The following is an 11,082-nucleotide window of genomic DNA, read 5'->3' as shown; positions in this document are numbered from 1 at the left end:
TCGCCGCCGACAGCCCGGCGGGGCCGCCGCCGACGATCACGACGTCGTATTCCATCGATTCGCGCGGGCCGTATTGCGCGAGCAAGTCCTGTGTGGTCAAAATCCTGTCTCCTCCTGCGCCCCGACCGTTACGGTCAGAACTGGTCTTCCGTCAACGCGAGCACGCTCTCGTTGCCCTTTGCGCCGACGATCGACGCTTCGAGCCCGCCTGCCTGCACGAGGACGTGTTCCGCATAGCATTGTGCGATCGCGATCTTCGCATCGAAGAACGCCGTGTCGCTCGCGCGATTCGCGTGCGCCGCCAGCAGCGCGCGCGCCATCTGCCATCCGCACAGCACCACGCCCGCCAGCTTCAGGTACGGCACGCTGCCCGCGAACACCGCGTTCGGGTCCTGCTTCACGTTCGCGACCACGTAGTCGACCACCGTCGACAGCGCGCGCGCGCCCTTCTCGAGCTGCGCCTTCATCGACGCGGCCGCCGCACCGTCCACCTTGCCGAGCGCCGCGACGGTATCGCCGATCTCCGCGATCAGCGCCTTCGCCACCGCACCGCCGTCGCGCATCGTCTTGCGGCCGACCAGGTCGTTCGCCTGGATCGCGGTCGTGCCTTCGTAGATCGCGAGAATCCGCGCATCGCGGTAGTACTGCGCGGCGCCGGTTTCCTCGATGAAGCCCATCCCGCCGTGCACCTGCACGCCGAGGCTCGCCACGTCGTTCACCATCTCCGTGCTCCAGCCCTTCACGACCGGCACCAGATATTCGTAGATTGCCTGATGACGCGTGCGCGTCGCCTCGTCCGAATGGCGGTGGGCAATGTCGCTGTGCGCCGCTGCGACATACGCGAGCGCCCGTGCGCCCTCGGTCAGCGCACGCATCGTGCCGAGCATGCGGCGCACGTCCGGGTGATGAATGATCGTCACCGACTGCCTGGCCGACCCGTCGACCGGACGGCTCTGCACACGCTCCTTCGCGAATGCCGCGGCCTTCTGGTATGCGCGGTCGGCCACGCCGATCCCCTGCATCCCGACGCCGAAGCGCGCGGCGTTCATCATGATGAACATGTATTCGAGGCCGCGATTCTCCTCGCCAACCAGGTAGCCGATCGCGCCGCCGTGGTCGCCGTATTGCAGCACCGCGGTCGGGCTCGCCTTGATCCCGAGCTTGTGCTCGATCGACACGCAGTGCACGTCGTTGCGTGCGCCGAGCGTGCCGTCTTCGTTGACCAGGAACTTCGGCACGATGAACAGCGAAATGCCCTTCACGCCTTCCGGCGCGTTCGGCGTGCGCGCCAGCACCAGGTGGACGATGTTGTCCGCCATGTCGTGCTCGCCCCACGTGATGAAGATCTTCGTGCCGAATACCTTGTACGTGCCGTCGCCCTGCGGCTCGGCGCGCGAGCGCACCAGCGCCAGGTCGGAGCCGGCCTGCGGTTCGGTCAGGTTCATCGTGCCGGTCCATTCGCCCGAGATCAGCTTCGGCACGTAGCGCTGCTTCTGTTCGTCGGTGCCGGCCGTCAGCAGCGCCTCGATCGCGCCGTCGGTGAGCAGCGGGCACAGCGCGAACGACAGGTTCGACGCGTTCAGCATCTCGATGCACGGCGTCGCGATCAGCTTCGGCAGCCCCTGGCCGTCGTATTCGGCGGGATGCTGCAAACCTTGCCAGCCGCCTTCGACGAACTGGCGGAACGCGGCGCCGAAGCCGGGCGTCGCCGTCACGACGCCGTCCTTCCAGCTGCTCGGGTTGCGGTCGCCCTCGACGTTCAGCGGCGCCAGCACCTCACCGCAGAATTTCGCGGATTCGTCGAGCACGGCCTGCGCGGTGTCGTAGCCGGCTTCCTCGAAGCCGGGCAACTGCGCGACGGTGTCGATGCCCGCGAGTTCCTTCAGCACGAACAGCATGTCCTTGACAGGGGCGTTATAGCTCATGGTCGATGTTCCAAATCAGGCGGTGAATGAGGCGCGCGGCCCGGGCGGCTGCGGCAAAACCGGCCAGCGCCAGGCGACGTCGTGGCCCATCGTAATGCCGCGCCGGCGGTTTTCCATTGTCATATCCGGCCCACATGGTGACAAAACCGGCCACGCGATGCGCGAGGCGATGGCGGAAACGGGCGTCCGGGCGGCGGGTTCGGATGCCGATTTCGGCACAAGCGATGCGCAATCGGCGTGCCGGCGGGACGGGCTGGCCGGCGAAGCCGAAGACCGGGAGTTGATGATGCAAAGTCGCCGAAGCTGCCTCGGGGCGGACGGCAACAACGGCGAGCACATGGCGGCCGGCGCCAAATCGGCCGTCCTTTTTCGCTGTCCGGGCCGGCACGTTTCTGCGTAGACTTTCGTGTCATCAAGCCATGCGAGCGCGGGAGCAGAGACCAGGATGAGTGAACGCCCGAAAGACATCGCGGATTTCGTCCGGCAGCAAAACGGCGCGTGGTTCGATCCCGGGATCGGCGGCGGCATCCACAACGCGCCTGGCGCACTGCATGCGATGCGGTCAGGCAACGCGCCGTTCCTCGCGATGTGGTGTCTGCTGAATTGATCCGACGGATGCGCCTGCGACACACAGCGCGCCATTGCCCTACCGGTCGGTCGGAATCGCCAATGGGGAGCCGGCCATGGGAACCCGCGCAGGAAGCCGGTTATGGGAAGCCCATGCAGCTCCGCCGCGCGGCAGCGCCGCACCGTGGCAGCGGTAGCCCGATCGCATCGTCAACATCCATTCGGCCGACGCGATATCGCCCGCACGTGGATAAAACGCAACAGAACATCGGAAGACGCGTTCGACGCATTTGTGCCCTCGATAGCCCCGCCGTTATGCGGCATACTTTATCCGCACTCAGCGAACGGTCGTTCTATTCTTGACGCAGACCCTCGCACGCGCCACTAAACACGCACATGATTCTGGTACCTTGACGCACCGGCCCGCGCGCTTCGCGATGGCCATCACCGATCTATCACCCATCTTTCAACACTATGACATTACAGATTGGGATTCCTCTGGAGACAGCCACTCAGGAACGGCGCGTTGCGACCGTCCCCGAAGTGGTCGAGAAACTGATCAAGCTGGGTTTTACGGTGGCCGTCCAAAGCGGCGCCGGGGCCGGCGCGAACTTTGACGACGACGCTTACCGCGCGGCCGGTGCGAGCATCGCCGCCAGCGCCGCCGAGCTCTGGTCGGGCAGCGACATCGTGTTCAAGGTCCGCCCGCCGAGCGCCGACGAAGTCGCGCTGATGCGCGAGGGCGGCACGCTGATCGGCTTCGTGTGGCCCGCGCAGAACCCCGAGCTGATGCAGCAACTGGCCGCGAAGCGCGCCACGGTGCTGGCGATCGATTCGCTGCCGCGCACGCTGTCGCGCGCGCAGAAGATGGACGCGCTCACGTCGATGGCCGGCATCAGCGGCTATCGCGCGGTGATCGAGGCCGCGCATGCGTTCGGCCGCTTCCTGAACGGCCAGGTCACGGCAGCCGGCAAGATTCCGCCGGCGAAGGTGTTCATCGCCGGCGCCGGCGTGGCCGGTCTGGCCGCGATCGGCACGGCCGCGAGTCTCGGCGCGATCGTGCGCGCGAACGACACGCGCGCCGAGGTGGCCGACCAGGTCAAGTCGCTGGGCGGCGAGTTCGTCAAGGTCGACTACGAAGAGGAAGGCTCGGGCGGCGGCGGCTACGCGAAGGTGATGAGCGAAGGCTTCCAGCAGGCGCAGCGCGCGATGTACGCGCAGCAGGCCAAGGACGCCGACATCATCATCACCACCGCGCTGATCCCCGGCAAGCCGGCGCCGAAGCTCATCACCGCCGAGATGGTGCAGTCGATGAAGCCCGGCAGCGTGATCGTCGACATGGCCGCCGAGCAGGGCGGCAACTGTGAACTCACGGTGCCCGGCGAGGCGGTCGTGCGCCATGGCGTGACGATCGTCGGCTATACCGATCTCGCATCGCGCCTGTCGCGGCAGTCGTCCACGCTGTATGCAACGAACCTGCTGCGCGTCATCGAGGAGCTGTGCAAGGCCAAGGACGGCACGATCAACGTCGACTTCGACGACGATGCGATCCGCGGCCTCACCGTGATCAAGGAAGGCAACGTCACCTGGCCGCCGCCGCCGATCAAGCAGGCGGCCGTCGCGCCCAAGCCCCCGGCAGCCGTACCCGCGGCGGCCGCGCCGGCGAAGTCTAAAGGCCACGGCCACAGCGGCGAGCCGATGTCGGCCAAGGCGCTCGCGATCGTGTTCGCGATCGGCGCGCTGGCATTCCTGCTGGTCGGCCAGTTCGCGCCGTCCAGCTTCCTGTCGCACTTCACGGTGTTCGTGCTCGCGTGCTTCGTCGGCTACATGGTGATCTGGAACGTCACGCCGTCGCTGCACACGCCGCTGATGAGCGTGACCAACGCGATCTCGTCGATCATCGCGATCGGCGCGCTCGTGCAGGTCGCGCCGCCGCTGGGCGAACTGGCCAATGCCGGCGACCGCCCGTCCGGGCTGATCCTGGGCCTGGCGGTGGGCGCGCTCACGCTCACGGCCGTCAACATGTTCGGCGGCTTCGCAGTCACGCGCCGCATGCTGGCGATGTTCCGCAAATAAGGGGACGACAACAATGACTTCCAACCTGACTACCGTCTCCTATATCGGCGCCGCGATCCTGTTCATCCTCAGCCTCGGCGGGCTGGCCAATCCCGAAACCGCGCGCCGCGGCAACCTGCTCGGCATGATCGGGATGCTGATCGCCGTGCTGGCCACCGTCGCCGGTCCGCGCGTGTCGGCCGCGGGCATTCCGTACGTGATCGCCGCGCTCGTCGTCGGCGGCGCCGTCGGCCTGTACGCCGCGAAGAAGGTGCAGATGACGCAGATGCCGGAACTGGTCGCGCTGATGCACAGCCTGGTCGGCCTCGCGGCCTGCCTGGTCGGTTTCGCGAGCTATATCGACACGTCGCTGCAGTTCACCGGCGCGGAGAAGGCCATTCATGAGGTCGAGATTTATGTCGGCATCCTGATCGGTGCGGTGACCTTCGCGGGCTCGATCATCGCGTTCGGCAAGCTGTCGGGCAAGATCGGCGGCAAGCCGCTGCTGCTGCCCGCACGGCACTGGCTGAACCTGGCCGCGCTGCTGATCGTGATCTACTACGGCCGCGCGTTCCTGCATGCGGAAACGATCCAGGACGGCATGCTGCCGCTCGTCGTGATGACGGTGATCTCGCTGCTGTTCGGCGTGCACATGGTGATGGCGATCGGCGGCGCGGACATGCCGGTCGTGGTGTCGATGCTCAACAGCTACTCGGGGTGGGCGGCGGCGGCCACCGGCTTCATGCTCGGCAACGACCTGCTGATCGTGATCGGCGCGCTGGTGGGCTCGTCCGGTGCGATCCTGTCGTACATCATGTGCCGCGCGATGAACCGCAACTTCATCAGCGTGATCGCGGGCGGCTTCGGCAGCGGCGCGGGCGCACCGGCGGCAGCCGGCGGCGGCGCGGCACAGCCGGCCGGCGAGGCGGTCGCGGTGAGCGCGGCGGAGACGGCCGAGCTGCTGCGCGAGGCCAAGCGCGTGATCATCGTACCCGGCTATGGGATGGCCGTCGCACAGGCCCAGCACACGGTGTTCGAACTGACGAAGCTGCTGCGCGAAAAGGGCGTCGACGTGCGTTTCGCGATCCACCCGGTCGCGGGCCGCATGCCGGGGCACATGAACGTGCTGCTGGCCGAAGCGAAGGTGCCGTACGACATCGTGCTGGAAATGGACGAGATCAACGGCGACTTCCCCGAGGCCGACGTGTCGATGGTGATCGGCGCGAACGACATCGTGAACCCGGCGGCGCAGGACGACCCGTCGAGCCCGATCGCCGGCATGCCGGTGCTGGAAGTGTGGAAGGCGAAGACGTCGATCGTGATGAAGCGCAGCATGGCTTCGGGCTATGCGGGCGTCGACAATCCGCTGTTCTACAAGGACAACAACCGCATGTTGTTCGGCGATGCGAAGTCCATGCTCAATGAGATCTTCGGTGCACTGAAAGCCTGAGTGCGGCCGCGCGCGCGGAGCGGGCAGCACGCCGCTCCGGCGCCGCGTGGCCTCGATACGCCGTCACGGACGCCGAAACCGGACGACGCGCAGCCTCCCCCCTCCTGCCCTTTTCCCGTTGCGCCGGTTTGGTCACCGCTTGTGGACGACGGAGTCGAGCACGAAACTGGTCGTCATGTTTTGCACGCCGTCCAGCGCGAACGCCAAATCCGCAGATCAATGCGACGCGCCGAACAGTTGAATCACGACGCCGCGCAGCCACCGGTTGCCCGCCTCGTGGTGATATCGCGCATGCCAATGCTGCCGCACCGCAAACCCGTCGACCGGGATCGGGCACGCATGAACCGCCAGATCGCTCGCCTGAGCCAGTGTCTGGCCGATATGACGGGGTAGCGTCGTGATCAGGTCGGTCGTCTGGACGATCGCCCCCAAACCCAGAAAACCCGGCAACTCCAGCACCACGTCGCGCTCGATGCGCGCCTGCCGCAGCGCCTGTTCGAGGAGCTGCGCGCCCGTTCCCGCCGTAATGGCGACATGACCTTCCGAACGATACTGCTTTGCCCCGAGGCGACCGCGAATCCTCGGGTGATGCCGATTGGCCAGACAGACCCAGTCCTGGTCGTACAGCTTCTGCTGATAAATGCCGCCGCCTAGCCACGGCACATAGCCGATCGCGAGATCGGCTTCGCCGGATTCGAGCGCGCGCTCCGTATTGCCGTCGATCCGTGCGGCTTCCAGCCGGACGCCGGGCGCCTGCGCGCGGACATGGGCCAGCAGCCGCGGAAGCAGCGTGATGTGGCTCGCGTCGGTCATGCAGATGCGAAACCGTCGCTGGGCCGTCGCGGGATCGAACGCGATCTCCCAAGCCGTGAAGCGCCGCAGGGATTCGAGAATTTCCCGGCAGGGCCCGATCAGCGCGTCGGCTTGCGGTGTCGGCGCCATGCCGCCGGGCGTCCGGATGAAGAGCGGATCGTGCAGGTGTTCCCGCAAGTGCCCGAGCCAGATGCTGACCGTCGGCTGGCTCTGGCCCAGTTGCTCGGCGACGCGCGTGACGCTGCGCACGTCGTACAGGAGATCGAAAAGCTGAAGCAGCTTCAGGTCGGGCAGGTCGGCGGGCATCGTGGCGTTATTGTCCATGGCAATGACGCCATTGTATCCATTGCATTGTCGGCATGAGCGGCGAATCCTATCGTGATGCCATACGTCAAGGAGACACCATTGAAAATAGCAATTCTGGGCGCGGGCGCACTGGGCTGCGCGATCGGCGCCACCCTTACCCAAGGCGGCCACGAGACCTGGCTGATCGACCGCTCGCCGGCACACGTCGATGCGATGCGCCGTGACGGCCTGCGCGTCGACGACGCGGCCGGCACCCGCCACGTACGCGTCCACGCGACGACCCAGGCGGCCGATGTCGGCGTGGCCGACCTGGTGGTGGTGCTGGTCAAGTCGTTCCACACCGATGCGGCCATCCGCGGCGCCCAATCGCTGGTGGGGCCGGATACCACGGTGCTGTCGTTGCAGAACGGCCTCGGACACGAGGACATCCTGATCGACGTCGTCGGCCGCGAGCGCGTCCTCGCGGGCAAGACCTACGTCGGCGGCGTGCTGCGCGGCGCGGGTCATATCGAATCCGGCGTGATCGGCAAGTACACGTATATCGGTGAACTCGACGGCCGCATCACGCCGCGCGTAGAGGCGATCGCCGCGGCGTTCAATACCGCCGGCCTCGCCACGACGATCAGCGACAACATCGTCGGCACGATGTGGGACAAGCTGCTGGTGAACGTCGCGACGGGCGCGCTGACGGGGCTGACCGGCCTCACCTACGGGCAGCTTTACGACGAGCCGCTGCTGAAGGCGACGTCGCTCGCGGCCGTGGCCGAGGCGATCGCGGCGGCGCAGGCAGCCGGCGTCACGCTGTCGATGACCGATCCCGAACAGGCCTGGACGCTCGCCGCCGAGGGGCTGCCCGCGTCCTTCAAGACGTCGATGCTGCAAAGCCTGGAGAAGGGCTCGATCACCGAGATCGACTTCATCAACGGTTCGGTCGTGCGCTGGGGCCAGCGCTACGGCGTACCGACCCCGGTCAATGCGACGCTCGTCGCCTGCATCAAGGGACTGGAACGCGCGATGGCCGACCGCCAACGGCAGGAGGCCGTCGCATGACTGCCACGAAAGCCTATCTCGAACACGTTGCGATCTGGGTGAAGGACATTCGCTGGCACATCCGCTTCTTCGAGGACGTGCTCGGCATGACCCTGCGCGAAGTGGACGGCACGCTCGACGCGCCGCGGCAGTACTGGACGCTCGGCGGCCTGCAGTTCATCCACGCGCCGGAACACGATGGTCCGGAAGGCCGGCTCGCCCATCTCGGCGTGATGTGCGAAGACCTGGAAGCCGCGCTGGCCGCGGCGCAACGATTCGGTGTGACGGAGATGCCGCAAGGGCGCAACTGGCTGCGCCTGCCCGACGGGCTTGCCGTCGAACTGATCCAGGCGAGGCCGGCTTCGTGCGTCGCGCAGGCGCTGGCCATCAACCCGCGCGCGGAGGCGTGACCATGACGATCGTCGAGAAATACTGGGACGACGCCCGCGAGGGCGACACGTGCACGAGCCCGAGCTACACCGTGACAAAGGAGCGCATTCTCGCGTACGCCGACCTCACCGGCGACCATACGCCCGTCCACGTGGACGAGGAATACGCGAACGCGAGCCATTTCGGGTGCCTCGTCGCGCACGGGCTGTTCGGTTTGTCCATCGCCGACGGCCTGAAGACGCAGAGCGACTATCGTTTTCTGCCGGGCATGTCGCTCGGCTGGACGTGGGATTTTCTGCTGCCGATCAAGGTCGGCGACGTGCTGCACGTGACGTTCCGCGTCGGCTCGATGCGGGCAAGCAAGAGTCGCCCGGGTTGGGGCATCGTCGTGTTGCCGTCGGAGCTGATCAATCAGGACGGTCAGGTCGTTCAACACGGCGAACATCGTCTGATGGTGCCGCGCCGCCCGGAGGCACTGTGATGCAGGCTCGCCCACTCGAAGGCATTCGCGTCGTCGACTACAGCCACTTCCTTGCCGGGCCGTATGTCGGGCGCTGTCTCGCGGCGCTCGGCGCCGAAGTCATCAAGGTCGAGCGTCCCGGATCCGGCGACGCCGGACGCCAGCACGCGACCGTGCTCGATGACCAGCAAAGCGGCTACTTCCTGCAGCTCAACATGGGCAAGCGCGGCGTGAGCGTCAACATGAAGGACGCACGCGGCAAGGCATTCATGCAGCGCCTGTGCGACTCCGCCGACGTGTTCATCGAGAACTATCGGCCGGGCGCGCTGGACAAGCTCGGGCTCGGCTATGCCGAACTGTCGGCGCGCAATCCGGGCCTCGTCTACTGTTCGATTTCGGCGTACGGGCATACCGGTCCGGACGCGCATCGCGCGGGCTTCGGGCTGATCGCGGAAGCCAAGAGCGGAATCATGCAGATGGTGGGCACGCCGGGCGAGCGGCCGCCGCTGCTGCGCATCTCGCTCGGCGACATGTACACCGGCATTCATGCGGTCGCGGCCATCAACGCCGCGCTGCTGGGGCGCGTGAAGAGCGGCCGCGGGCAACACATCGACATGGCGCTGTACGACACGCTGGTATCGATGCACGAATATGCGGTGCAGTGCTACACGCTGCAGGGCGTGCTGCCCGAGCAGACCGGGCACGACATGCCGACCTCGACGCTGTACGGCGTATTCCGTGCCGCGGACGGCGATCTCGTGATCGCCGCGCAAGTCGACGACGCGTGGAAACGCTTCGCAGAACTTATCGCGACGCACGGCGGCCCGGCGGATTTCGGCGCCGACACGCGGTTTCACGACAGCACCGGACGCAACGCGCACCGCGCGGAGATCCTGTCGGTGGTCGAGCCGTGGGTGGCCGCGCGTTCCGTCGCGTCGGTGCTCGAACTGCTGGACGGCATCGACGTTCCGTGCGCGAAGGTGCAGCGCATCGATGAGGTATTGAACGATCCGCAGATCCAGGCAAGAGGCATGGTCGTCGAGCAACAGCATCCGCGCTACGGCACGCTGCGCCTGCCCAACCTGCCGTTCCGGTTTTCCGATTGCGATACGACGATTCGCGACGTCGCGCCCGATCTCGGGCAGCACAACGCGGAAGTCGCGCGCGCCCTCGGGTTCGATCCGGCCGAAATCGACGCGATGCAGGCCGACGGCGTCCTCTATTCAAAAGCGAGCCAATGATGACCGACCAATACGCGGTGATCGGCAATCCGATCGGGCACACGAAATCCCCGCTGATTCACGGCCTCTTCGCGCAGGAGACGCGGCAGGACATCAGCTATACGGCCATCGAGGGACCCGTCGAGCCGGCCGGCGCTTTCGCTGCCGCGGTTCGTGCGTTTTTCGAGGGCGGCGGCAAGGGCATCAACGTCACGGCGCCGTTCAAGCTCGATGCGTTCGCGATGTCGGACGAACGCAGCGAGCGGGCGCAGCTCGCGGGTGCGGCCAACGCGCTCAAGTTCGACGGCGGCCGCATCCTGGCCGACAACTTCGACGGCATCGGCCTGGTTCGCGATATCGAAACGAACCTCAATCTGCCGATGGCCGGCAAGCGTGTCCTGGTGCTCGGTGCAGGCGGCGCGGCGCGCGGCGCGCTGTTGCCGTTCCTCGAAGCCGGACCGGCCGAACTGGTCATCGCGAATCGCGACGTCGACAAGGCGCGCGCATTGGTCGCGCAGGTTGCCGGACGCGGTCCGCTCGTTGCCGGCGGCTACGCAGACCTCGCACGAATGGGGCGTTTCGACGTGGTCGTCAATGCGACGTCGGCCAGCCTGACCGGCGACCTGCCGCCGGTCCCGCCGAGCGTGTTCAGTCCGACCGGCACGGCCTACGAACTCGCCTACGGCAAGCGTCTGACGCCGTTTCTCCGGCTCGCGAAAAACGCAGGCGTACACGGAATTGCGGACGGCGTCGGCATGCTGGTCGAGCAGGCGGCCGAAGCGTTCGCGTGGTGGCGCGGCGTGCGCCCCGAGACCAGTTCCGTGATCGATCGGCTGGCCGTGCCCTTTGATTGAACACGCAATGGAG

10 protein-coding genes and 1 pseudogene are annotated in these 11,082 nt (G+C 66.7%); 9 read left to right on the top strand and 2 right to left on the bottom strand.

Annotated elements, in window-relative coordinates; all coding sequences use genetic code 11:
• Positions 1-134: 134 nt before the first annotated feature.
• A complete protein-coding gene (locus WS49_RS07265) occupies positions 135-1,925 on the bottom strand; it encodes an acyl-CoA dehydrogenase (RefSeq protein WP_059525906.1) in 1,791 nt (596 codons plus the stop codon).
• On the opposite strand from WS49_RS07265, the gene WS49_RS07260 reads away from it, so the two are divergent.
• From WS49_RS07260 to pntB, 4 genes and pseudogenes are all read left to right on the top strand, one after another.
• Positions 1,924-2,325: a hypothetical protein gene (locus WS49_RS07260; RefSeq protein ID WP_059525904.1), complete on the top strand. Its 402-nt coding sequence runs from the start codon at positions 1,924-1,926 to the stop codon at positions 2,323-2,325. The genes WS49_RS07265 and WS49_RS07260 overlap by 2 nt on opposite strands.
• Positions 2,326-2,406: 81 nt before the next feature.
• Positions 2,407-2,532, top strand: a pseudogene (locus WS49_RS33235) (dimethylsulfonioproprionate lyase family protein); the annotation flags it as partial.
• Between the two features lie 434 nt (positions 2,533-2,966).
• Positions 2,967-4,568: a Re/Si-specific NAD(P)(+) transhydrogenase subunit alpha gene (locus tag WS49_RS07255; protein WP_059525902.1), complete on the top strand. Its 1,602-nt coding sequence runs from the start codon at positions 2,967-2,969 to the stop codon at positions 4,566-4,568.
• A 13-nt stretch (positions 4,569-4,581) separates the two neighbouring features.
• Positions 4,582-5,997 carry a Re/Si-specific NAD(P)(+) transhydrogenase subunit beta gene (gene pntB, locus WS49_RS07250; protein WP_059525900.1) on the top strand — a complete coding sequence of 472 codons (1,416 nt, stop codon included), beginning with the start codon at positions 4,582-4,584 and terminating at the stop codon, positions 5,995-5,997.
• A 216-nt stretch (positions 5,998-6,213) separates the two neighbouring features.
• On the opposite strand, the gene WS49_RS07245 is transcribed toward pntB, so the two are convergent.
• A complete protein-coding gene (locus WS49_RS07245) occupies positions 6,214-7,134 on the bottom strand; it encodes a LysR family transcriptional regulator (RefSeq protein ID WP_044848491.1) in 921 nt (306 codons plus the stop codon).
• 81 nt (positions 7,135-7,215) lie between these two features.
• On the opposite strand from WS49_RS07245, the gene WS49_RS07240 reads away from it, so the two are divergent.
• From WS49_RS07240 to aroE, 5 genes are read left to right on the top strand one after another with little or no spacing between them, the layout of a single operon-like run.
• Positions 7,216-8,166, top strand: coding sequence for a ketopantoate reductase family protein (locus WS49_RS07240; RefSeq protein ID WP_059525897.1), 951 nt, complete (start codon positions 7,216-7,218; stop codon positions 8,164-8,166).
• Positions 8,163-8,555, top strand: coding sequence for a VOC family protein (locus WS49_RS07235; protein ID WP_059525895.1), 393 nt, complete (start codon positions 8,163-8,165; stop codon positions 8,553-8,555). Before WS49_RS07240 ends, WS49_RS07235 begins: the two co-directional genes overlap by 4 nt.
• Before the next feature lie 2 nt (positions 8,556-8,557).
• Positions 8,558-9,016, top strand: a complete 459-nt coding sequence (locus WS49_RS07230; RefSeq protein WP_059525893.1) for a MaoC family dehydratase — start codon at positions 8,558-8,560, stop codon at positions 9,014-9,016.
• Positions 9,016-10,236, top strand: a complete 1,221-nt coding sequence (locus WS49_RS07225; protein WP_059525891.1) for a CaiB/BaiF CoA transferase family protein — start codon at positions 9,016-9,018, stop codon at positions 10,234-10,236. Before WS49_RS07230 ends, WS49_RS07225 begins: the two co-directional genes overlap by 1 nt.
• On the top strand, positions 10,236-11,069 hold the full coding sequence (gene aroE, locus WS49_RS07220) for a shikimate dehydrogenase (RefSeq protein WP_059525931.1): 834 nt from the start codon (positions 10,236-10,238) through the stop codon (positions 11,067-11,069). Before WS49_RS07225 ends, aroE begins: the two co-directional genes overlap by 1 nt.
• The last annotated feature ends 13 nt before the right edge of the window (positions 11,070-11,082 follow it).

The sequence above is a fragment of the Burkholderia sp. RF7-non_BP4 genome (assembly GCF_001521935.1).
In the GTDB taxonomy this organism is placed as follows: domain Bacteria; phylum Pseudomonadota; class Gammaproteobacteria; order Burkholderiales; family Burkholderiaceae; genus Burkholderia; species Burkholderia diffusa.
Note: the sequence above shows the minus strand (reverse complement) of the source record. Positions and strands in the feature narration are given on the sequence as shown.

What these genes read in the sequence shown, in the direction of transcription:
- WS49_RS07260 (WP_059525904.1), top strand. Translation starts at nt 1,924, where the DNA reads ATGGTCGATGTTCCAAATCAGGCGGTGAATGAGGCGCGCGGCCCGGGC.
- WS49_RS07265 (WP_059525906.1), bottom strand. Translation starts at nt 1,925, where the DNA reads ATGAGCTATAACGCCCCTGTCAAGGACATGCTGTTCGTGCTGAAGGAA.
- WS49_RS07255 (WP_059525902.1), top strand. Translation starts at nt 2,967, where the DNA reads ATGACATTACAGATTGGGATTCCTCTGGAGACAGCCACTCAGGAACGG.
- pntB (WP_059525900.1), top strand. Translation starts at nt 4,582, where the DNA reads ATGACTTCCAACCTGACTACCGTCTCCTATATCGGCGCCGCGATCCTG.
- WS49_RS07245 (WP_044848491.1), bottom strand. Translation starts at nt 7,134, where the DNA reads ATGGACAATAACGCCACGATGCCCGCCGACCTGCCCGACCTGAAGCTG.
- WS49_RS07235 (WP_059525895.1), top strand. Translation starts at nt 8,163, where the DNA reads ATGACTGCCACGAAAGCCTATCTCGAACACGTTGCGATCTGGGTGAAG.
- WS49_RS07230 (WP_059525893.1), top strand. Translation starts at nt 8,558, where the DNA reads ATGACGATCGTCGAGAAATACTGGGACGACGCCCGCGAGGGCGACACG.
- WS49_RS07225 (WP_059525891.1), top strand. Translation starts at nt 9,016, where the DNA reads ATGCAGGCTCGCCCACTCGAAGGCATTCGCGTCGTCGACTACAGCCAC.
- aroE (WP_059525931.1), top strand. Translation starts at nt 10,236, where the DNA reads ATGACCGACCAATACGCGGTGATCGGCAATCCGATCGGGCACACGAAA.